The sequence below is a fragment of the Nodosilinea sp. FACHB-141 genome (genome assembly GCF_014696135.1).
Lineage (GTDB): Bacteria > Cyanobacteriota > Cyanobacteriia > Phormidesmidales > Phormidesmidaceae > Nodosilinea.
The window spans coordinates 64,922-86,116 of record NZ_JACJPP010000011.1 but is presented as its reverse complement, the minus strand read 5'-3'; the positions used below and the strand labels follow the sequence as shown (position 1 = coordinate 86,116).

The window sequence follows — 21,195 nt, the reverse complement described above, 5'->3', positions numbered from 1 at the left end:
AAGGAGTAACCTCTCAGGAGATGATTACATTATGTCTATCGAAGATAGAGCCAAGGCCGCTGCCAAAGACGTCGAAGGCAAGCTCCAAGAAGGTGCCGGCAAAGTGACAGGCGATCGCCAAGCTCAAGCCGAAGGTAAGGCAAAACAGGCTGAGTCCGATGTGCGCCACGGTGTAGAAGACGCAAAAGACAACGTCAAGCGCGCTATTGACTAATGCCCTAGCAACTCTGCACAGGGACATCTAATCTTACAAGCTCCGATCCATAGAGGGTCGGAGCTTTTGATACGGAGGAGAGCGGTGTTAACCAACAGCCCCTTAGCGCGTTTCGCATTATTCTCAGCCCTATGCATCGGTGCTTTTGGCTTAGGGTGTTTAGCCTAGCAGGTCGTTCAGCTCGGCCTCGGTCGCCCGAAACCCAACCAGTACCGCCTGGCCATCTTTGACAAACAGGGGGCGTTTCAGCAGCATGGCATCGTCGGTAAAGGCGTTGACCCACTCGGGATCACCCCAGGTCTGCTTCTCGTCTCCTAACGCTCGGTAGGATTGCCCCGAGGTATTGCGCATGGGCTTGCTGCCTAGGCTATCTACCCAAGCCGCTATCGAGGCACGGCTTGGAGGGTGTTCTTTGGTATTAATAAAGTCGTAAGCAATGGCGTGGCTATCCAGCCATTGCAGGGCTTTTTTGCAGGTGCTACAGGTGGGAATGCCATAGACTGTTAGCGTCATAGCAGCGCTCAGTTAAGGGATAAATTCAAGCCAAGAACAGGGATTAAAACGCCAAAAACGCCTCGCGATCGAGACGTTTTTGCAGCGCTTAAGCTCGAGTGAGGTAGCCCGTTAGCTTAGGTGTCGTACACTCGGCACTCGTCGGCTTCAGGGTTGTTGTCGCAGTAGACTTCTAGAGAGTTTTTATCGGTGCCTTTGTCGCGCTGGTGAGAGGCTTCCGCCTGAAGCTCTTCTACGGCATCCCAAGCAGCGGCGCACTCCTGGGAGCTGCCGCCGCTGGCATCACAGGCGGCCCGGGCACCTTCAATTTCTTTTTCAATGCGCTCTTTGATGTTCTCGCTCATGTCCTTTCTTACCGTTTGTAAACAACTAGCGGGGGCCTGTGGCCTGGTCAGCAGAGGCAAACTATGGCTTTAGATTGTCAGATCCCAACTCCAGGCTCAGTATACTGCACCGATTCAGAGGCTCTGGCGGTGAAAACTCTACCCCATAGAGGCAGGGTTACGCCCTTGACAGACTCCCCGGTTGGCCCAGACGAGGTCAGTATAAGTACTCATTACCTATTGTACACATCTCCACAGTGGCAGGGGTAATCGTTGAACATTCTGAGCCCAGCTCAATTTACTCAGGGGGAGGAGCAATCCGATCTAGACTGGAACCAACCCAAGGAGGGGGCTACCCAATGACCGACATTCCCCAGCTAGACCTTCCGCCCATGGAGTGGGCCAATGCGGTATCGGCCCGTCCCTCCCTCGAGGGGGCCGTGAAGGACGTGGTAGAGCAGCTTAAGCACCGACTGACGGGCCCCCCTGATCTGGGCATTGTGTTTATTTCGTCGTCGTTTACCAGCGAGTTTGCTCGCCTGCTGCCCCTGCTCCACGACTTGTTGCCCATACCCGCTCTGGTGGGATGCAGCGGCGGCGGTATTGTCGGCATGGATGACAAAGGCCACCCCCAAGAACTAGAGGACACCCCAGCTCTAAGTCTGACGCTGGCGCGGTTGCCCGGGGTGACGGTGCGGAGCTTTCATCTGTCGAGCGATGACCTGCCAGATCTCGATAGCCCACCCAATGCCTGGTCTGAGCTGATGGGGGTCGCACCAGAGGCCAACCCCCAGTTTATTTTGATGGCTGACCCCTTTTCATCCAAGGTGACCGACCTGCTGCAGGGGCTCGATTTTGCCTACCCCAGCGGCGTGAAGATTGGCGGTCTGGCCAGCGTCGACGGGTTCAATCGCCACAGTGGGCTATTTTGCGATCGCACCCTGCACAGCGAAGGCGCGGTTGGAGTAGCCCTGGCGGGGCCGATCGTGCTCGATACCATTGTGGCCCAGGGCTGTCGCCCCATTGGCCCTGTCTATCGGGTGGATAAGGCCGAGCGCAACATTCTGCTGTCTTTGAGCGACTCAGAGGACGGCGACTCGGCGCGCCCGCCCCTAGAACTGCTGCAAGAGCTGTTTGAAACCCTATCTGAGGACGATCGCCAGCTGGCTCAGAGCTCCCTCTTTATCGGCATGGCCCAGGACAGCTTTAAGCTCAGCCTCAACCCAGGCGACTTTTTGATTCGCACGCTGCTGGGGGTTGACCCCAAAATGGGCGCAATCGCGGTGGGCGATCGGCTGCGCCCTGGGCAGCGAGTGCAGTTTCACCTGCGCGATGCCCACACCTCCGCCACTGATCTCGAAACCCTACTGCAGCACTACCAGCAGCAGGCTCCCGTGGCGATCGCTCCCGCCGGAGCGCTGATGTTTGCCTGTGTAGGACGCGGTGCCGGACTCTATAACCAGGCCAACTTTGACTCAGGTCTGTTTGCCCAATATTTGCCCGGGCTCCCCATAGGAGGCTTTTTCTGCGGCGGCGAGATCGGCCCCGTCGGGCAGACGACGTTTCTGCACGGGTTTACGTCGGTGTTTGGGATTTGTCGGCAGCCGTAGGGGTGGGGGAAAAGATAAGGGGGATGAGGAAGTGAGGAAGATGAGGAGGATTGAAATTTCTCAGATTCCCTATCTCCTTACCTTCCCTACCTCGCCCTCTACCGCAGGCCCAGCTCTGGGGAAGGGGTTAGACCGTCGATGGTTATCGTGTAGGTAATGGCGCTGGTGCCAATGCCCTGCCAGCCAGTGATAAAGCCACTTTCGTCGAGAACAGGATGGTGTTGAGGAGTGGTGACGGCAGCATAGTAAACCCCGGTAGCGGGCAGGGGTATGGTAGCTAAGTAAGGCTGCTGACCAGCGATGGTACGGCCGGCAGACAGCAGTCGGCCTGCGGCGTCGAATAAGAACAACTGAGCGGCATCGTCGGTGTAGAGCAACCCACGGCGCTGCTGAATAACGGTTAAATCGAGGTTGGCACTGTCTCCCTGAGCGCCTAGAAAGGCGTAGATGTCAACCCGACGGCTGACGGCTCCGGTGGTGACGCCGCTACCGCTGCGGGTGTTGACGCGCTGGGCCTCGGCTAGAGGATCAAGGGGAGTGTCGGCAGTAACGCCCAACCCGGCTTGCCAAAGCGCCTCGTACTGGCGCAGGGTCTGGTCGGCGGCAACGACAGGGGCACCACGGCCCACGCTAGAGTACACCCCTCGATCAAAATCTAGGGGTCGACCACTGTATCCGGGTAAGCCAAACCCAGCGAGCACGGGTTCACAGCCATCGATGGGGCTGACCACGGTTTGGTTTTGGCGAAATAGCTGCATTTGGCGACGAAACGTCGCCAGCTCGGCAAGAGTTTTGACGGGCAGGTCAGATTGTTCGAGCTGGCTGGTGTAGGCGATCGCGCTATCCCAGTCATTCAAGCAGACCGTCAACCGCAAAGCATTCTGCAGAACGGCCGTGGATTGGCCATGGGCTGGGGCAGCAGCCAGCGTTGCTAGCGAGACAATCGTTGACCAGCATAACCAAGACCTAACTTTTGTCGCCCTCATCGCCGCTGACTCCTCTAGGTACTGCCGCATCCGCTGGTTTCACTGTACCCACAAGTCTACCGAGGCTCGCCCATAGTGAGCCAAAAACTTGTCGCTGCCGGTTTCTTGCCGCCGCAGCCAGGCCCAGAGCTGATCGCCGAGCGAAAAGTGCCACCACTCGTTGGGGTGGCGACGAAACCCCGCCGACTCCATCGCCTGGTTGAGCAGGGTGCGGTGGGCGTGGAAGGTTTGCTCAACTGGGGTTGTGCGGTCGGCAAAATGGTCGGGGTGCGATCGCGGCGATACCTCATCAATGGGCGATCCCATGTCGACCACGCTCCCGGCAGCATCAATCAGCGTCACATCTAGCGCGGCCCCGGTGCTGTGGGGCGGCGGCGTGGCTGGGTCATTGCTGGGCATGGCCCAAAACTGGGCCACCTCCGCCATCACCTCGTCGCGCTGGGCAGGGGTTAGAGCCTCAGTTATCCATCCCCGAGCTTGTACCTGCTCTGTGAAAGTGTGCTCCACCATAAACCGCTGCACCGCTAGAGGGCGAAAGGCGTCAAAAATTTGTATGTGCCAACCAGAATGCTGCCGCTGGAGCTGATCCTGAGCTTCGGTTAGGGCAGCGAGTACGCCTGCTCTGAGAGAGTAGGGTGACTGGTTACCGTAGGGAGCCCCTAGCGATTGATAGGCATGAGGCTCTACTAGGGGAAAGCGATCGCGGGGGATGGGCACTAGCGGTTCACTGCGATCGCAGATTGGAATGGCCTGATAGGGTTTCATGTGCTTTTCCCCAGCTTAAAAAGTGTCAATAGTTAGCCTAATGCCATCATCAGGGAGTGCTCGTCCCTCAAAGCATTAATGCCTCCATAGAGATGGACGTGAGCTTGTACTCCAGCCTAATTCGCCTGCTTATTCTTCACCAAGCGGCGCAGAAGCCAATTTTTGGTCTTGGCCTTATCGAGGAGCCGAGCTATTACGGTTACAACCTCGGCGCAGGAACCCTTTACCCCATGCTCCGTCGTCTAGAGCGTAGGCTAACCTGGCGTCCGCAAAAGCAAGAGATAAACCCTAGAACCGACAACTTTACTCGGCTGATGAACTGGGCAAGCGGCGGCTAGAAGACGCCAAGCAAAAGGTCAAAGAGCTTCTCGGCGAACTGTATGAGGATTCAGCTTCGCGAATGTAGTGCTCGATATAGGGGCTAATTATCGAATTTCGATACAGTGGCTTCAGCATTATTGTTTTGCCCCATGAGCCAGCCGCCAGAATTAGATTTCCCAGCCGTAGAACCGGTTCAGGAGAGTTTATCGGCTCGGCTAAGCGAGCTAGCCCGCCTCTTTCTAAGGCTAGGAGCGATCGGCTTTGGCGGTCCCCAAGCCCACATTGCCATGATTCACGATGAGGCAGTGGTGCGGCGCGGCTGGCTCAAAGAAGAGCAGTTTCTTGAAGGGGTAGCAATCTGCGAAATGCTGCCCGGCCCCGCCTCAACCCAAACCGGCATTTATATTGGGTACTTGCGAGCGGGGCAGCTGGGGGCGCTGATAGCAGGCGTTTGCTTTATTCTGCCGGCTTTTTTGATTGTGCTCACCCTGTCGTGGGCCTACTTCAAGTTCCAGGGGGTGCCCCAAATTGAGGACTTGTTCTTAGGCATTTCGCCCGTGGTGATCGCCATCATTTTTGGCTTCTGCTGGAAGCTAGGCAAAAAGGCGATTAAAGACTGGCAGGGGCTGGCGATCGCCCTCACCGTCCTCCTTGTCTCCCTCGTCTTTCGCGTCAACATCCTGCTGCTCTTTTTGCTGGCGGGTTTAGCCGGCCTCGTCATCTATCGCCCCACCGCCCCACCGCCGGCTGGGCCATCGCCCCGCACGAGTGCCTGGCTTGCCCCCCTGCTGCCTATCACCCAGGGTATTCCCAATCTGCTGGCGAATCTTCCCGCCGACCCTGTCGCGGTTTCTAGCTTCTGGGGGCTTGATCGCATTCAAGACTACTTTGTCCCCCTCTCAACCTTCTTTCTCAAGACCGGGGCCTTTATCTTTGGCGGTGGCCTGGTGATTATTCCCCTGCTGGAGACGGCAGTGGTGGATGACTTTGGCTGGATGACCCGCAACCAGTTCATCGACGGTGTTGCCCTGGGCGAACTCACCCCCGGCCCGGTGGTGATCACCGCCGCCTTTGTAGGCTATAAGGTCGCTGGGGCGCTGGGGGCACTGGTCGCCACGATCGCAATCTTTACCCCGTCGTTTTTATTCATCATGTTTGCTTCACCGTTTCTGGTACGGCTGCGACGAAATCCCTGGGTCAAAAGCTTTCTCAAGGGAGTGATGCCAGCGGTGTTGGGGGCGATCGCCGCCGCTGCCATTCCCCTGTCCGTCGCCGCTCTGCAGCAAGACACCCTGCCCCGCACGGCTGTTGCGATCGCCGTAGGCCTTGCTGCCCTCATTGCCCTGGTGCAGTTCCGCCGCCCCACCTGGCAACTGGTGCCCGCTGGGGCGTTGATCGGCTTAATTGCAGGGGCTCTAACTTAAAACACCTGCTTACTTTCGCCCCTAGGTTGTTACCATGCCGTGTTCTAGGGCGAAGCGCACCAGCTCTGTGCGGCTGTTGGTGCCGGTTTTGCTGAACAGGCGGCTGACGTACTTCTCAACGTTGCGCACGCTGGTCTCTAGACGACTGGCGATTTCTTTGTTCATCAGCCCCTCGGCTACCAAGTCGAGCACGCTCTGTTCGCGGGGGGTGAGGTCGATGCGAATGTCGGAGGTTACTTTTGCGATACCGCCTTTCTGGGTCAGCATGGCCTTGATTTCCTCAATTTGGCGAGCCATGACGGCAATGTCAGGCACGTCGCCGGCATCAAGGGTTTGGGCAGCGCGACGACCCATCAGATTGCTGACTACCGCTACTAGTTCTTCGGGGTCAAAGGGTTTAGAAAGGTAGGCGTCGCAGCCCGCATTGTAGCCCTGAATGCGATCGCTGGTCATGCCCCGCGCCGTCAAAAACAGCACCGGTAGCCCCTTAAAGCGAATGTCGTCGCGCACTTGGGCCAAAAAGGCGTAACCGTCAACTTGGGGCATCATGATGTCCGAAATTAGGACATCCGGCGTCTCCTGTTGCAGCAGATCCCAGCCTTCCTTAGCATTGCTGGCCGATCGCACCGTAAAGCCGCTGTCCTCTAAATAGGCTTGTACCGCCTCGCGCAGACCTGGCTCATCGTCTACCAGTAAGATATTCCCGGTTTGCTCAGACATAACATCGCCCCAGATGACCTATCACTGCTCACTCTAACTCGGAATTGTCGGGGCGGAATCAGTTCACGCCCCAGAAGACAACAAGACGCTCAAGAATCAGAATTTATCAAATCCAAGCTTTGAAGGCCAAGCATTCTGCCTAAACCCTGGACAGCCGAGACGGCTATCCCACTGTCTTGAATCGTTGACCCAACCAAACGGTAACTCAAAATGGAAAACCTGCTGTTTTACCTGGGCTTTGCCACCCTCATGGCCCACGAACTCGACGCCATGACCCAAGCCGAGTGGCGACTTCTGTTTATTCTCAATCGTCTGCCTGACGCGATCGCCGAGGTGGCCTTTGTGCTGGTTCACATTCCCCTGGTGGCGGGGCTACTATGGTTAACCAATCACGAAGCTCCTGCTGTTCGTCGCTGGTCGCGCATTGCCGTGGCGCTCTTTCTCGTCATCCACGCCGGGCTGCACAAACGGCTTGAGCACAGTGCTCTTTATACCTTCGATTCTGAGCTCTCGCGGGGATTAATCTATGGCGGCGGCGTGTTGGGGCTGCTGTACTTGCTGACTGTTTTCATTGCTTCTCGACGAACCCTACAACTAGTCACCCAAGAGACGAAGTAGTTAGTACCGGCTCGCTCTCAAACGAGTTTTCAAGCGCAAATTTTGATCGACTACCATTAGGTAAAGATCTTATCCAAGTCAAAGACGCATTTGGCTTGGGCTAGCGATCATAGGAGTGCTGATTATGGACGGGTCATTTCCCCAGAGCATGCTGAAGAGTGAGTTGCTCAACCGCCTAGCCATTAACCTCGACACCGCCGAGGAGTTTGGCCCCATTGCCGAAATTTGGGTCAATGGGCGCACTCACCAGGTTAAGGGCATTGGCTGTAGCGCTGGCGGCCTGTTGAATCGCCAAAGCCGTCGGTTCCTGTGGTCTCAGATCGGCTCCGTTGGGCGCGATGGAGTGGTGGTGAAAGCCGGGGCACGAATTGAGGCAATTGACGAGCACCTGCAAGACTGCCTGCCCCTGGAAGAGATCGAGCTGTGGTCAGATCACGGCGATCGCATTGGCCAACTCACCGACTACCGCTTCGACCCCGCTACCGGCAACATTCTGCAATACCTATTCGTTCCGGCAGAAACTAGCCCATTGCCGGCTGGCCTTTATGCCCTGGCTCCAGTGGCCGTCATCAGCACCGGTCGCCGTCGCATGATGGCGGAGGACACTGCCCTGAGCGCTCCAGACCTAGTTCAAGCAGGGGTGCAGCCACCTCGACAGCCCGCTTCCACCGCCCAATCGCCCTTCAATCGCATTCCCTTAGACAAAATGCCCGACCCGCGTCGCAGCTGGGATGCTGCCGTTAAGGGCACCCAGACCATGCGCGATCAGGTGAATGAACAGTTTCAGGAAGGTCGCCACAAGTTGGGAGCCGAAGCCCAAGATCGCCGCCAAAAGCTCCAGGCCGAGGCCCAAGATAAGCTGGGCGGCCTGCTAGGCAGCGTTAAAAAGCGCACGCGTGGCTTGCGCAACCAGCTGCGCGAGGCCGTTACCGACGTCACCGCTGGGCTGCCCTCCGGCCCTAACTTGCGCGACGACAAGGTACCCACCATCGATGTGGATGCCATGGAGCTGTGGCCTGAGGACGATCTTCCCCCAGAGCACCCTACCTATCGCTCCGACAGACGTTAGCTATAGGTCGCGCTGGTAATCGGCGATCGCCTCTAGCAGATCGGCTTTGCCAGTAGCCGGAATTAGATCGGCCAGGGTGACGTTTTTTTGCCCACCGCCAATGGCCACCGACGTGCTGGTCAAAATATCCGCAACGGCAGATTCGGTCACCTTATCGCCAGCAACCAGGGGATAGAGCTTTTCGGCCAGGGGCGTGTGCAGTTTGGCGTCACCCAAATACAGGTGCCACTTGGCCACATCGAGATACACCTTATCGCCAATGGTGGCGGCTAAGGATTCTATGGCGCGGGCAGTAGAGGCATCAGACATAGCTTGGGTTCTCCATCTAGGGCTCTGTGTTGGGGTCAGGGTCAGCAGTGGACGCTAAGGGCACAGGAGAGTAGTCTGCGATCGCAAAAATATAGACAGCATTAGCTACCAAAATCGGCAACCAAGTCAGGGTTACCTTATTTGCCCAAGGCGCCCACTCAGGGTTGAGGGTATTAAAAAACCACAGCCCAGAGTTGACGGCAGTAAACGCCGCCACATGCACCGCAAAGTTAATGCGGTCCTCTAACTTGCGGTAGGCAGGATCTTCTCGGGTGGGTTTACGGGGCCAACGGGGTGGCATAGGCTACATCACAATTACGCTACACCCTTCATTCTAAAGGCGTTGGGGCTAAAGGCGGGGGAGGCATTCCCCACTGGCAAATGTAAGCGTAGATCGCTAAAGCCGCTGCCGTCTGCACATTGAGCGACTGCACCACCCCATACTGCGGAATCACCACTGCATGGTCGCAAGCTGCCGCCACCACGGATGGAATGCCTGTCAGCTCGCGTCCCAAAACTAGCACCATACGTTGAGGAAACTGCATTTCAGGCAGGGGCGTCGCTTGGGGATGAAGATCTAGGGCAATGGGGCTATAGCCCTGCCGCCGTCGGTCAGATAGCCACTGGGGCAACTGCTCCGCTGCGCAGGCCACCACGGGCTGCCACTGGTGGGTCGCCACCGCGACTTGGCGAAACTGGCGGTTTTGAGTTAGTGCTAACTCGCTCAGCACCAAAGCCTCTAGTCGAAAGGCTTCGGCAGTGCGGCACAGCATGCCCAAATTCATAGAGTTTTCGACCAAAGCGGCGCATACCACCAAAGGGTGACGGGGCAAATTGGGGTACTGAGTCCGGACTAGCGCCATAGATCCATAATTAACGACGACGCACGCGTCTGAGATCAATAAAAAAACCCGAAAAAACCCGTCCTGCCTAGACAGGACGGGTGAGGTGCCATCGTCAACTAGATGACCGCAGCCCTTAGGCTGCGATCAGAGCAATGTTAGAAAACACAAATTCCTGCTTATCGGTGTCGTCGTCAACCCCGGTTTCGATAGAGCGGCGAGAGAGAATGTAGTAGCCGCCAACTTCGGTGTATTCGTCTTCAAAATCGCTGAGGCCGCCCTTTTGTTCACCAGTTTTGGGGTCGTGGTAGACCGAATCGTAGCGGTGCGACAGGTAGCCGGACCCGGTGTTGTGGCTGCTATAGGTGTGAATCGTCACCACAACGCCATGGATGTGGCGGTGCACCATCGACACTTCGTTGTCTTTGAGCTGGTAGCGATCGCCCTCGGATTTGCCACCCATCAAAATCTCTACCGACCCGTCGGCTAGGGTCTCGCCATAGCTAAAGGTGTTGTTGCCGTGGGTGTCTTCAAACTCGCGCCGCACGCGGTGAATCGAGACCTCAAACAGCTGACCGTGCACCATTTTTTGGGCCGCCTCATCGGCGATGCCGCTCACTTCAAGCTTGAGGTCGGCGCTAACCTTGACCTGGCCACTGTGAACCTGGTCATTGTGGGTAAACGTCACATCGGCGGTATAACCGGGGAACGCTGCATCCCAGGTGTAGCGGTTTTCGTAGGCAGCGCGAAACAAGTCCCGTGCTGCAATCTGAGTTCCAACCATTAAAAAATTCTCCCGATTCATGTTTGGTGCACAAACAGCGTCCGGCCGCTGTGCTGGAGCTTCTTTAGCATAGCGATTCTAGGCTCCCCTGGGCTTGGCCTGGTCTTAAGTAGTGGGCAGGGTCAGTCGTCAATTGCAAAGAAATGTATTAATGTATTGTGGTTTACAGTGCTAACGGGGTCGCCTCTTTAGGATAAGGAGCCCATAATTCATTCAGGCCTGTGCTGCCTCAGCAGAACTGCGGCAGATCGGTTGCTAAAAGCTCAATTTAGTTCCAGTTTTCCACAGGCTGCCCGCGAGCCTCAGTTTTAAGGCATTCGCTAAAAGGCCTGCACAATCAGGGCTTTTGGGATAGCTTGTTTTCTTAAATTGTAAAAGCTCTAAGTTATCCACAGCTTTTTGGCAGTCTGTGGATAACTTGTTTTGGGTATGAACGGGCGATCGTGCCCTTAACCGGCAGCGCTGCTGGTATACTGATCTACAGCCTCAAAGAGCTGGCTCACCTCAGCCACCGTAGTAAACGGATTGAGCAGCACCGCCTTCAACCATTGCTGCCCCCGAAAGTTAGGCACCGACAAAAAGATCTGGTGCTGCTTCAGCAAGTAGTCCTGCAGATTAGCGTTCCAGGCATCCCACTGGGCTGGCGGCAGCGCGGTGGGGCAGCCGCGAAAGCAGATTAAATTCATCTCAGGCTCGCTGGCTAGTTCCAGGTAGGGCCGCTGGCGCACCTGGGTGACAAAGTGGTTGCTGAGGGCATAACTGGCCTCGATCAGTTCGGCGCAGCCCGCTTGGCCTAGATGCTGGAGCGTGAGCCACAGTTTGAGCACGTCGGCATGGCGGGTTCCCTGCACCGTCAGTTCCCCTAGATTTACCCAGTCAGGCTCAGTATTCATGTAGGGTGCCGACACGCGAAAGTGACTGTGGAGCAACCCCAAATCGCGAAATAGCACCGAGGCACAGGTCTTGGTGACATACAGCCATTTTTGGGGATTGAAGGTCACCGAATCAGCCTGTTCAATACCTATTAGTCGATGCCGGTGCTGGGGCGAAAAGGCGATCGCCCCACCATAAGCCGCATCCACATGGAACCACAGCCCGTGGGTTTGGGCAATGCGAGCGATTTCGGGCAGCGGGTCAATGTTGCCGGTGACGGTGGTGCCCGCCGTGCCCACCACTGCAAAGGGCCGCTGCCCCCGGGCGATCGCACCCTGAATTTTCTCTTCTAGGGCATTCGTGTCCATCTGAGCATTGGCGTTCGCAGGTACCAGCACCACCCCCTCCAGCCCCAGGCCCAGCACCATTGCCGCCTTTTGAATCGAGGTGTGAGCCATCTCCGAGGCCAAGATCACCGGCGGCGGCCCCCCGGCCAATCCCTGCCGCAAACAGTCCAGCTTTACGTTGCGAGCCACAGTGAGCGCCTGCAAATTCGCCAGGCTGCCGCCGCTGGCTAGCAGCCCCCCAGCCCGCCCTCCCAGCCCAAACATCTGGGCCACTTCAGCCAACAGCAGCGGCTCTAGTCGCGATAGAGCTGGCGACATCTCCACGCTTAGCATGTTGTTGTTCAGGGCTGCCGCCGCCCAGTCGCCCACAATAGAAGCAGTGCTGGGCAAGGGGTCCATGTGGCCCATATAGCCGGGGTGGGCTGGGTTCATCGACTGGGCCATGAGGTCACCCAGGGATGACAGCAGGGGGGCGATCGCCGTGGGCTGAACTGGAATACCGCTAAACTCAATCTCCTTAATTGAGGGCAGAGGGTCGTGGCTGCCTGCCCTTGTGGAATAGTCAAGAATTTGCTCGACCACCCGCTGCAAAATTGCTGCGATGGCCGCTCGGTTGTGGCCTTTGGGATCGATAAACGCAGTAGCAGGCAAAACCGATGGAGCCAACACACACCTCTTGTGGGAACTATGGCTCAATTATCTCGCCAATGCTCTATCCCATGCCAGAGAAACCCTGGGTTTCTACAAGGGCTGAATCAGCAGCGGGGGCGATAGGTGAGCCTGGGGAGCGGTGGCGCTCTCTTTCGTAATAGCCACGGCCCGCACAAGATCGCGATCGCGGCGGTACACCGGCGGCAGATCAATGGGTTGCGACACCTGACCCTGGTCATCCACAGTGAACACGGTAGTGAGAATAGCGTTTTTTTGATCCACGGTGGCTGTAGCACTGGGGTCTACCACCGTCCACAGCACATAAACAGCGCCGGGCTCCAGAGGAGGCAGGTTCTCTACCGTGAGGGACCCCGCCAGGGTACTGGGGTTGATCACCACCTGAGCTTGTCCCGCCGTCGCACCATCCTCAGAAGGACCCAGGGCAATAGTTAAGGATTCGTCCGGCTGGCTAGCGCGCTCAAGCTGTAGCGTGCGCCAAAGCACCAAGTTGCTTAAACTGAGACCCGCAATCAGCGCTGCTGCTGCTGCCCCCCAAATTCGTCCCCAGCGACGAGGCCGCAGCCCCGGTGACGCCACCGGGGCACTCACCGTTTCATCCCCAGCCTCAACCGGCTGGACAGCGGTTTGTAGCAGAGCCATTCTTAGATGGGCAGGCGGGCTGACAGGATTACCGTCATAGGCTACTTCCAGCGCCTGCTGCAGCTGGTCGATATCCTGCTGTAAATCGGGGTTGGCCGCCAGCAAATTTGCCAGGGTAGCCGACTCTTCTGGGCTGAGGTCGTAGAGGACATAGCCCGCTAGCAGCAGCTGCAATTGTTCTGATGAAATCGACCCAGTCATAGTGCTAGTTACCCCAATGCTCTTGGAGAATTTGTCGTAGCCTCAGCAGGCCTCGACGAGAATGAGATTTGACGGTGCCCAAGGGGGTATCGAGCTGTTCGGCAATGGCGGCCTGGGATAGCCCTTCGTAGTAGGCTAGGCGCAAAATCTCTTGCTGACTCTCAGATAGCTGGGCCAGGGCAGTCTGGATGTCTTGGGTACGCTCGGCTTGGACTACAGCCTGCTCTGGGGTCTGAGCTGGGGGTGTCATCTGAGTAGACTGAAGGCGCTCCACCGCCGCCCGAGCCACCTGACGAGATCGCAGGCGGTCAATGGCGCGCGATCGCGTCAGTATGGCCAAGAACGTGCGCAACGAGCCTCGCTGGGGGTTATAGGCCGTCGACGATAGCTTGGTAAAAATGTCTTGGGTCAAGTCTTCGGCTTCCTGGGTGTGGCCCAGCACTTTGAGAGCAATGCCGTAGACCAGTCCACCGTGGCGATCGTACAGAGGGCCAAGGGCGTCAGTTTGCCCTGCCTTTAAAGCTAACCAAAGGTCTGCATCCGGGGGCGCTTCAGCTTCAGTCGAGGTCAGTCGATCAAAATCCATATACATCGAATTCTCAGACACCAGACCCGTCTTGTGACTGGAGAATCGTACCGCAATCATTGCTTTATACAATGCCATGGTTCGGGTCTACTGCCATCCCGTCGAGTAGGACCAGCGCCCAGCCACCACCCAACGGGATATAGAGTACGTAGCGATCGCTTAAGCAGGCATTAAAATGCCCCGCAGTTCACCAGCCCGGTAGCGAGTGGTATGAAAGTCGACATACAGCGTGCCGTTTTGCAGCGCCTGAAGCTGTTCAGGCGTGAGGGTGTAGTCGCCCATGGCGCTGCCCCCGCGGCCATTCGGATTCATAGTTACATCTAGAGCGTACTGAAATGGCCCATTTTCACTAGAGCTACCTCGGTGAACGTGGAACGCCGAGGTGATATTGGGGTTGGGCGGATCGAGCGGATCGGTAGCATAGTCGCGCGGGGTACTGCTCAACTCCCGAAAGCTGCCGCGCACTACTAGGCGGTTGCCAGACAAGGCAGCCCCAACCACGCCACGAGCCTCGGTTTTAGCCGCTTTGGGTACAACATTCTGACCGCTGAGCATGGCTACATAGGTAACAATGGGCTCATCGAAGCCCTGAGCTAGTAGGGGAGCTGTCGCCGCTGCTAGGTTTGCGTCAATCTGTTCTCCTAAGGCAAAGGTGTCACTGGGGGCACTAGACCAAGGAGTTACTGATACGGTCACGGGGGTTCCCAACGGCGACTGAGCCATCACCCGACCCAGCATGGGGGAGTACAGTACGGTTACAAACAGGCAGGTGGCTAGGGCAATTAAGCTATTGCGCCAATGCTTTCGTTCTCTCAACATAATGCTTCATTCCACTCAACAAATGGCTAAAAGTCTCTTTGGTGAAGACTCATACCCAGTACGCAGCCCTCTACAAATTGGATGCGGTAGCATTGCATGAAACTCAGCTAGCCGAATAATCAGTGGCGCAACAGCTGGACTGATGGCAGGCCCGTAAGAGCATTGCTCTACTTCAGCGTTGACCTGCGGCGCTGCCATATACTGCCCCCAAGCTAGCTACCCCTCTATGGAAATCACCTGTCAGCCGTTTACTGTTCACAAGCGTGTACCGCTCACTATCAGTCGCGGCACCACGGCCCAATCAACCAACCTCTGGCTTAAGCTCAGCGCCGAGGGCATAGAAGGCTGGGGGGAAGCGGCTCCGTTTTCCATTGGCACTCACCAGCAAACGTTGGCCATCTTGCAGGCCGATGTAGTTCGCTTACAGACAGTCGCAGCCTCCTACCATCCGCTGGACCGCCAGGCCATTGAGTCGGCCATTGCAACGTTATCTCTCCACTCAGCCACCCGCGCCGCCCTCGACGTAGCTTTGTGGGACTGGTGCGGCAAGTTTGTCAGGCAGCCCATTTGGCGGCTGCTGGGGCTAGATTTAGGACGCATTCAGCCGACGTCAGTGACCGTTGGCATTTCATCGCCCGAGGCCGCCCGGCAGCGATCGCAGGATTGGCTACAGCAAACCTCCGCCCGCGCCCTTAAGGTGAAGCTCGGCAGTCCCCATGGAATCGAAGCTGATCAAGCCATGTTTCAGGCCGTCTATGACCATATTCCAGCCACCGTTAGCCTCAGCGTCGATGCTAACGGCGGCTGGAGTCTAGAGGAAGCCAAACAAATGGCGGATTGGCTGGGCGATCGCTGCGTCACTCACCTAGAGCAACCCCTACCCGTGAGCCAGGACGCTGATTTGGCCCAGCTCAAGCAGGACTCGCCATTGCCAATTTTTGTAGATGAGAGCTGCTTCAACAGTTCAGATATTCCTCGCCTAGCGCACTTAGTCGATGGCATTAACATTAAGTTGATGAAAGCTGGGGGGCTGACTGAAGCCCTGCGGATGATTCACACGGCGCGGGCCTGCGGCCTTCAGGTGATGTTCGGCTGCTACTCCGACAGCAGCCTGGCAAATGGGGCTATGGCTCAGCTTTCGCCCTTAGGTGACTATCTCGACCTTGATAGTCACCTAAATCTACAGGACGACCCCTTCAGCGGCCTTACCCTAGCTGACGGACACCTACTCCCTTCTATCAATCCTGGACTTGGACTTAGCTATGCACCTCAAGCCCGATAGTCGCATTGCCCTACTTATGCACGAGGGCACCCAAAGCACCATGGGTAAAACGGGCCTAGCCCTGCTGCGCTTTAGCCAATCGCCGATTGTGGCGGTGATTGATTATCAGGCGGCGGGGCGATCGCTCCATGACCTCACCGGCATCGACAAGCCCATCCCCGTGGTTGCATCGTTGACTGAAGCCCTGACTTACACCCCAGATGTGCTGGCCATTGGTATTGCCCCCTCCGGTGGCAAGCTGCCCGACGCCTGGTTTCAAGAAATTGAGCAGGCGGTCAAGGCAGGGCTAAGTATTGTCAACGGCCTCCATACACCTATGTCTACCCACCCAGCACTCCAACCCTGGCTAAGAGACCACCAATGGATTTGGGACGTACGCCAGGAGCCGGAAGGGCTGACTGTTGGGAGTGGGCAAGCCAGCCAGCTAAACTGCAAGCGCATTCTGACCGTAGGTACCGATATGTCCGTGGGCAAAATGTCGGCAACCCTAGAGCTACACCGCGCCTGCCTTCAGCGAGGGTTACGATCTAAAGTAATCGCCACGGGCCAAACCAATCTTATGCTGGGGGACGACGGTGTGCCGCTAGATGCCATCCGGGTTGATTACGCTTCAGGAGCCGTCGAACAGCAGCTTATGCGCCATGGTCCCCATCATGACTTCGTCTTTGTAGAAGGGCAGGGATCGCTACTCAATCCAGCCTCGACCGCCACACTGCCTCTGCTGCGGGGCACCCAACCCACCCACTTAGTGCTGGTACACCGAGCTGGGCAAAACCACATCCACAATTTTCCCCAGGTGAAAATTCCAGATTTACCCAGTGTGATCGCCCTCTACGAACAGGTGACAACAGCGGCAGGGGCGTTTCACCCAGCGAAGGTAGTCGCGATCGCCCTTAATACTGGACACTTAACCGCAGCAGCTGCCGAGGAAGCGATTCAGCTGGTCGAAGCCCAAACAGAACTCCCCTGTGCAGACATTTTCCGCACAGGGGCCGACAAACTATTGACACCCATCTTGGCTTAGTCAGGCTACTTCTTGCGAAGACGATAGGTAATGCGCCCCTTAGTGAGGTCGTAGGGGGTTAGCTCTACCTTGACGCGATCGCCTGGCAAAATCTTGATGTAATTACGACGAATTTTCCCAGAAATGTGGGCTAATACGTTAAATCCATTATCCAAATCAACCCGAAACATCGCGTTCGGCAACGATTCAGTAATGGTGCCCTCCATTTCAATTAGGTCTTGCTTAGACAAGCTGAACTCTCCCTCATTACACAATCAACAGGCTGAACTCTAGCATAACCCCAGTAACTACTCGATCACTAGGCGCTTTAGGTCAGCATGAACTACGTCCATGGTTTGATTACCATCCACCGACACCAGCTGCTGACGGCTGCGATAGAAATCAATTAGCGGCTCTGTTTGCTCACGGTATACCTGAAGCCGGTTTAGAATTACCGACTCCTCATCATCGTCACGCCCCCGCTGCAGCAAACGAGCAACAATCACATCGTCCTCAACATCCAGGTTCACCACAAAGTCAACGGGCTGCTCAATCTGCTCCAGCAGCTTCTGCAAAAACTCAGCCTGGGGTACATTGCGAGGAAAACCGTCCAGCAGCCAGCCTGCTTGGGTATCGTCCTGCCCTAACCGCTCTTGAATTAAGTCCAGTATCAGCTCGTCAGGCACCAGTTCCCCAGCGCTCATATACTGCTCTGCTTTTTGGCCCAGTTCACTACCCACCGCCACCGCCGACCGTAGAATATCCCCGGTAGAAATATGAGGAACTTCGCAGTCCTTAGCCAGCAGCAAAGCTTGAGTGCCCTTGCCCGCTCCCGGCGGACCCAGAAAAATAAGTCGAGTCACTACTGCTTCACCATCCCTTCGTAGCGTTGGGAGATTACGTAGGTCTGAATCTGCTTAGCAGTGTCAATAGCAACACCAACCAGAATCAATAGAGAAGTGGCTCCAAAACCCCGGAAGGTTTGCACCCGAGTCAAACTCTCTACCGCACTAGGCACAACCGCTACCATACCCAGAAAAACAGCCCCTAGAAAGGTCAGGCGATTTAGAATACGGCTGATGTACTCAGTGGTTGCTTTGCCGGGGCGAATACCAGGGATGCTAGCTCCCATCTTCTTCAGGTTTCGCGACACATCGTCGGGGTTCATTACCAGAGACGAATAGAAATAGCTAAAGAAGAGAATGAGAACCAGGTACAGCGAAACGTAGAACAGCGATGTTGGATTCAGATAATTGTTGACGAACTGACTGAAACCAGGATTAGTGATGTACTGAGTCAGCGAAATCGGCAGCACCAGCACCGCAGAGGCGAAAATAATCGGCATTACTCCACCCTGGTTAAGCCGCAGGGGTAAGTAATTGCTCTGCTCCAAGTAGAGCTTGCGACCCACTTGGCGACGAGCAGAAATGATGGGAATGCGGCGAGTCCCCTCCTGCACAAAGACAATGCCCACAATCATTGCCAGAAAGGCCAGCATCAAAATAATAATGCCGCCCACCAGACCGCGATCGCCGCTCTGCGCCAGCTCAATAGTTTGACCTAAAGACCGAGGAAGAGTAGAAACAATGTTTAGAAAAATCAGCAACGAAGCACCGTTGCCGATACCACGCTCGGTGATTAACTCACCTACCCACATCACAAACATTGATCCGGCTGTCAGAGCAATTACCGTCTGAGCTACAAACGCAGGACCAGGAACTTCCGCAAATTGATAGAGCAAGAAGGAGGCCAGCAAGGTACTCTGCAAAATCGCCCAGCCCAGGGCTACGTAGCGAGTAATTTGGGAGATCTTGCGACGACCAGCTTCTCCTTCATTCTTTTGCAGGTCTTCCAGCTGAGGCAGAGCCGCCGTCAACAGCTGCATAATGATCGAAGCATTGATGAAGGGCAGGATTCCTAGAGCAAAGATACCCAGAGCGGACAGACCGCCCCCCACAAATATATCTAAGAAACCTACAAAGCCAGCCAAGCTGCCCGACTGGATAGAAGCACCAAAAGCTTGGCGATCAATACCTGGTACCGGAATAAAAATCCCTAGCCTAACTAATACCAGAAGCCCTAGGGTCACCAGCAAACGGCTTCGCAGGCCAGCGGCCTGGGCCATTTGCATAAATGTCTCCTGCGCGCTTGGATTTTTACCCCGACTTACGACCATGCATGTACCTCAGGCCTACATTTAGCAATACATTGACGGCAATAAGTAACCGCAGAATCTACGGTTACTTTCCCTGACTTTAGTCTAAAGGATGAGCGAGCCATCTCACTATGCAACAACTTCCCATGTACCGCCAGCCTGCTCAATTTTCTCTTTGGCAGACTGAGTAAAAGCTGCCGCTCTAACGTTTAGAGCTACACCAATTTCACCATGACCCAGCACCTTCAAAGGACCGTCATTGGTGGTCAATATACCTGCTTCGAGCAGAGACTCAAGCGATACCTCAGTCCCTGCTGCCAGATCAGATAGCCCTTTGACGTTGATAATGGTGTACTCCTTCTGATTGACCAGAGGGAAGTGCTTGAGCTTAGGAATGCGTCGGTAGAGAGGCATTTGGCCACCCTCAAAGCCAGGTCGGGTACCGCTACCCGAACGAGACTTTTGACCTCGCATACCAAAGCCACAGCTTGCGCCCTGGCCAGCAGAAATACCGCGACCGACGCGGCGACGGCGGCGCTTAGAGCCGACTTGTGGTTGTGCGTCGTTGATTCTCATGGCTGAGGAAAATAAAAACAGCGATACCGAAATGAATTAAATGTACAGGCTCTCAACCGGGATATCCCGTTCTTCAGCTACGTCAGCAAAGGTGCGCAGAGAAGCTAAAGCGTCTGCCGCAGCTCGAGCATTATTGAGAGGGTTGTTAGAGCCTAGCTGCTTAGCCAAGACGTTTCGTACCCCAGCTAGTTCAAGCACCGTGCGTACGGCACCACCAGCAATTACCCCAGTACCAGGGGCAGCAGGGCGCATAAACACCTTGGCACCACCGCCAATCCCATTGGAGGGATGAGGAATAGAGTAGGAACGAGTCAAAGGCACATCTACTAAATGCTTTTTGCCATCGGCTACACCTTTCTTGACAGCGCCAATAACATCGCCTGCCTTACCAACGCCAACGCCGACCTGGCCTTTCTCATTGCCGACAACCACAATGGCGCGGAAGCTAAGTTTTTTACCCCCCTTCACCACCTTGGTCACACGACGAATTTGAACAACGCGCTCCTGCCAGTCGGTCTTCTTTTCTTTAGTACGCGCTTCTTTGCGACGGTTTGCCATGCCTTTCCCCAGCCTTGTTTACATCAAGCAAAATCAGGTGCTTTATATCCAACAATCACTCTTGGCCTACAGGCTCAAGCCTGCTTCACGGGCCGCTTCAGCCAAAGCCGCTACTCGTCCGTGATACAACTTACCGCCTCGGTCAAAAACTACTTGAGTAATCCCAGCCTTTAGCGCGCGCTCAGCCACTAGCTTACCGACTACAGCAGCCGAGTCCTGAGTAGCCCCCGACTCATCCTTCAAAACGTCAGGCTCAACAGTCGAGGCAGCCACTAAAGTATGGTGAGCAGTATCGTCGATAATCTGAGCGTAAATATGCTGGTTTGAGCGGAACACGGCTAACCGAGGCCGCTCAGAGGTGCCAAACACACGGCGGCGAATGCGGACGTGGCGGCGACGGGTTAATTCTTTACGACTTGCTTTCATGGCTTATTTCTTCCCTGACTTACCGGCCTTACGTCTGACCTGCTCACCGGCGTAGCGTACACCTTTACCCTTATAGGGTTCAGGAGGTCGACTCGCCCGGATGCTTGCGGCAATGTTGCCTACTAATTCTTTGTCAATGCCGCTAATGATGACATTGGTGTTGTTCTCAACAACAAACTCAATGCCAGCGGGGGGTTCAAATATAACAGGGTGGCTATACCCGAGGCTGAGGTTCAAGTTGCGGCCCTGCACCTGTGCCCGATAACCAATACCCTGAATCTCTAGGCGCTTTTGGTAGCCGTTCGAAACCCCCTCAACCATATTAGCCACTAGGGTGCGGCAGAGACCGTGACGCTCGCGGGCTAGACGAGAATCATCTTTGCGGTTGACCAGAACAGTTTCCCCATCCTGAACCACCATTACTCCGCTGGGCAGGGTACGAGACAGCTCGCCCTTAGGCCCTTTAACCTGAATGTCCTGACCGTCAATTACGATTGACACTTTAGCCGGGACTGGGATTGGCCGTTTGCCAATACGTGACATGATGCAAAACTCCTAAA

The 21,195-nt window shown here is 55.9% G+C and carries 27 protein-coding genes; 7 read left to right on the top strand and 20 right to left on the bottom strand.

Annotation, left to right across the window (positions count from 1 at the left end):
* Window positions 1–31 precede the first annotated feature (31 nt).
* Window positions 32–214: a CsbD family protein gene (locus H6F59_RS09015; RefSeq protein ID WP_190522730.1), complete on the top strand. Its 183-nt coding sequence runs from the start codon at window positions 32–34 to the stop codon at window positions 212–214.
* A 159-nt stretch (window positions 215–373) separates the two neighbouring features.
* Here H6F59_RS09015 and H6F59_RS09010 read toward each other — a convergent pair whose 3' ends face one another.
* Together H6F59_RS09010 and H6F59_RS09005 are read right to left on the bottom strand one after the other, a co-directional pair.
* Window positions 374–727: a Spx/MgsR family RNA polymerase-binding regulatory protein gene (locus tag H6F59_RS09010; RefSeq protein ID WP_190697943.1), complete on the bottom strand. Its 354-nt coding sequence runs from the start codon at window positions 725–727 to the stop codon at window positions 374–376.
* A gap of 116 nt (window positions 728–843) precedes the next feature.
* Entirely contained in the window at window positions 844–1,071 is a 228-nt protein-coding gene (locus H6F59_RS09005; RefSeq protein ID WP_190522726.1) for a Calvin cycle protein CP12, read from the bottom strand.
* A gap of 338 nt (window positions 1,072–1,409) precedes the next feature.
* Between H6F59_RS09005 and H6F59_RS09000 the strand changes: the two genes are divergently transcribed.
* Complete coding sequence (locus H6F59_RS09000) at window positions 1,410–2,660, top strand: FIST N-terminal domain-containing protein (RefSeq protein WP_313887164.1); 1,251 nt, start codon at window positions 1,410–1,412, stop codon at window positions 2,658–2,660.
* Between the two features lie 98 nt (window positions 2,661–2,758).
* Here the strand turns inward: H6F59_RS09000 and H6F59_RS08995 are convergent, their stop codons facing one another.
* Both H6F59_RS08995 and H6F59_RS08990 read right to left on the bottom strand, forming a co-directional pair.
* Window positions 2,759–3,517, bottom strand: a complete 759-nt coding sequence (locus tag H6F59_RS08995; RefSeq protein WP_190697938.1) for a hypothetical protein — start codon at window positions 3,515–3,517, stop codon at window positions 2,759–2,761.
* A 168-nt stretch (window positions 3,518–3,685) separates the two neighbouring features.
* Entirely contained in the window at window positions 3,686–4,411 is a 726-nt protein-coding gene (locus H6F59_RS08990) for a M15 family metallopeptidase (protein WP_190697936.1), read from the bottom strand.
* A 470-nt stretch (window positions 4,412–4,881) separates the two neighbouring features.
* On the opposite strand from H6F59_RS08990, the gene chrA reads away from it, so the two are divergent.
* Complete coding sequence (chrA, locus tag H6F59_RS08980; RefSeq protein WP_190697933.1) at window positions 4,882–6,156, top strand: chromate efflux transporter; 1,275 nt, start codon at window positions 4,882–4,884, stop codon at window positions 6,154–6,156.
* Between the two features lie 21 nt (window positions 6,157–6,177).
* On the opposite strand, the gene H6F59_RS08975 is transcribed toward chrA, so the two are convergent.
* Window positions 6,178–6,876, bottom strand: a complete 699-nt coding sequence (locus H6F59_RS08975; protein ID WP_190697931.1) for a response regulator transcription factor — start codon at window positions 6,874–6,876, stop codon at window positions 6,178–6,180.
* A 210-nt stretch (window positions 6,877–7,086) separates the two neighbouring features.
* Here H6F59_RS08975 and H6F59_RS08970 point away from each other — a divergent pair, with 210 nt between their 5' ends.
* Both H6F59_RS08970 and H6F59_RS08965 read left to right on the top strand, forming a co-directional pair.
* On the top strand, window positions 7,087–7,494 hold the full coding sequence (locus tag H6F59_RS08970) for a DUF6713 family protein (RefSeq protein ID WP_190697928.1): 408 nt from the start codon (window positions 7,087–7,089) through the stop codon (window positions 7,492–7,494).
* A 124-nt stretch (window positions 7,495–7,618) separates the two neighbouring features.
* Entirely contained in the window at window positions 7,619–8,563 is a 945-nt protein-coding gene (locus H6F59_RS08965) for a hypothetical protein (RefSeq protein WP_190697925.1), read from the top strand.
* Here H6F59_RS08965 and H6F59_RS08960 read toward each other — a convergent pair whose 3' ends face one another.
* From H6F59_RS08960 to H6F59_RS08925, 8 genes are all read right to left on the bottom strand, one after another.
* Window positions 8,564–8,872 carry a DUF3181 family protein gene (locus H6F59_RS08960; protein ID WP_190697922.1) on the bottom strand — a complete coding sequence of 103 codons (309 nt, stop codon included), beginning with the start codon at window positions 8,870–8,872 and terminating at the stop codon, window positions 8,564–8,566.
* Between the two features lie 16 nt (window positions 8,873–8,888).
* The gene (locus tag H6F59_RS08955; RefSeq protein WP_190697919.1) at window positions 8,889–9,173 is read right to left on the bottom strand and encodes a 2TM domain-containing protein; all 285 of its coding nucleotides are present in this window, start codon (window positions 9,171–9,173) and stop codon (window positions 8,889–8,891) included.
* 28 nt (window positions 9,174–9,201) lie between these two features.
* Window positions 9,202–9,735 (bottom strand): RNA methyltransferase, encoded by a 534-nt coding sequence (locus H6F59_RS08950; protein ID WP_190697916.1) that lies wholly within the window; start codon window positions 9,733–9,735, stop codon window positions 9,202–9,204.
* A 115-nt stretch (window positions 9,736–9,850) separates the two neighbouring features.
* Window positions 9,851–10,498: a DUF3386 domain-containing protein gene (locus H6F59_RS08945; RefSeq protein WP_190697914.1), complete on the bottom strand. Its 648-nt coding sequence runs from the start codon at window positions 10,496–10,498 to the stop codon at window positions 9,851–9,853.
* Between the two features lie 449 nt (window positions 10,499–10,947).
* Window positions 10,948–12,384, bottom strand: a complete 1,437-nt coding sequence (locus H6F59_RS08940) for an aspartate aminotransferase family protein (protein WP_190697912.1) — start codon at window positions 12,382–12,384, stop codon at window positions 10,948–10,950.
* A 75-nt stretch (window positions 12,385–12,459) separates the two neighbouring features.
* Window positions 12,460–13,230 carry an anti-sigma factor gene (locus H6F59_RS08935; protein WP_190697910.1) on the bottom strand — a complete coding sequence of 257 codons (771 nt, stop codon included), beginning with the start codon at window positions 13,228–13,230 and terminating at the stop codon, window positions 12,460–12,462.
* Window positions 13,231–13,234: 4 nt separating this feature from the next.
* A complete protein-coding gene (locus tag H6F59_RS08930; protein ID WP_190697908.1) occupies window positions 13,235–13,816 on the bottom strand; it encodes a sigma-70 family RNA polymerase sigma factor in 582 nt (193 codons plus the stop codon).
* A 159-nt stretch (window positions 13,817–13,975) separates the two neighbouring features.
* Window positions 13,976–14,635: a CHRD domain-containing protein gene (locus H6F59_RS08925; RefSeq protein WP_190697905.1), complete on the bottom strand. Its 660-nt coding sequence runs from the start codon at window positions 14,633–14,635 to the stop codon at window positions 13,976–13,978.
* Window positions 14,636–14,861: 226 nt separating this feature from the next.
* On the opposite strand from H6F59_RS08925, the gene H6F59_RS08920 reads away from it, so the two are divergent.
* Window positions 14,862–15,917 carry a dipeptide epimerase gene (locus H6F59_RS08920; protein WP_190697902.1) on the top strand — a complete coding sequence of 352 codons (1,056 nt, stop codon included), beginning with the start codon at window positions 14,862–14,864 and terminating at the stop codon, window positions 15,915–15,917.
* Window positions 15,898–16,941, top strand: coding sequence for a DUF1611 domain-containing protein (locus tag H6F59_RS08915; RefSeq protein ID WP_190697899.1), 1,044 nt, complete (start codon window positions 15,898–15,900; stop codon window positions 16,939–16,941). Before H6F59_RS08920 ends, H6F59_RS08915 begins: the two co-directional genes overlap by 20 nt.
* 5 nt (window positions 16,942–16,946) lie before the next feature.
* Here H6F59_RS08915 and infA read toward each other — a convergent pair whose 3' ends face one another.
* From infA to rplF, 7 genes are all read right to left on the bottom strand, one after another.
* On the bottom strand, window positions 16,947–17,171 hold the full coding sequence (gene infA / locus H6F59_RS08910; protein ID WP_017297627.1) for a translation initiation factor IF-1: 225 nt from the start codon (window positions 17,169–17,171) through the stop codon (window positions 16,947–16,949).
* A gap of 57 nt (window positions 17,172–17,228) precedes the next feature.
* Entirely contained in the window at window positions 17,229–17,783 is a 555-nt protein-coding gene (locus H6F59_RS08905) for an adenylate kinase (protein ID WP_190697896.1), read from the bottom strand.
* Window positions 17,783–19,096 carry a preprotein translocase subunit SecY gene (secY, locus tag H6F59_RS08900; protein ID WP_073609617.1) on the bottom strand — a complete coding sequence of 438 codons (1,314 nt, stop codon included), beginning with the start codon at window positions 19,094–19,096 and terminating at the stop codon, window positions 17,783–17,785. Before secY ends, H6F59_RS08905 begins: the two co-directional genes overlap by 1 nt.
* A 108-nt stretch (window positions 19,097–19,204) precedes the next feature.
* Window positions 19,205–19,651, bottom strand: coding sequence for a 50S ribosomal protein L15 (gene rplO, locus H6F59_RS08895; RefSeq protein ID WP_190522691.1), 447 nt, complete (start codon window positions 19,649–19,651; stop codon window positions 19,205–19,207).
* A 36-nt stretch (window positions 19,652–19,687) separates the two neighbouring features.
* Entirely contained in the window at window positions 19,688–20,209 is a 522-nt protein-coding gene (gene rpsE / locus H6F59_RS08890) for a 30S ribosomal protein S5 (RefSeq protein ID WP_073609619.1), read from the bottom strand.
* A 66-nt stretch (window positions 20,210–20,275) separates the two neighbouring features.
* Window positions 20,276–20,635 (bottom strand): 50S ribosomal protein L18, encoded by a 360-nt coding sequence (gene rplR / locus H6F59_RS08885; RefSeq protein ID WP_190522689.1) that lies wholly within the window; start codon window positions 20,633–20,635, stop codon window positions 20,276–20,278.
* A gap of 3 nt (window positions 20,636–20,638) precedes the next feature.
* Window positions 20,639–21,178, bottom strand: a complete 540-nt coding sequence (gene rplF, locus H6F59_RS08880; RefSeq protein ID WP_190626129.1) for a 50S ribosomal protein L6 — start codon at window positions 21,176–21,178, stop codon at window positions 20,639–20,641.
* Between the last annotated feature and the right edge of the window lie 17 nt (window positions 21,179–21,195).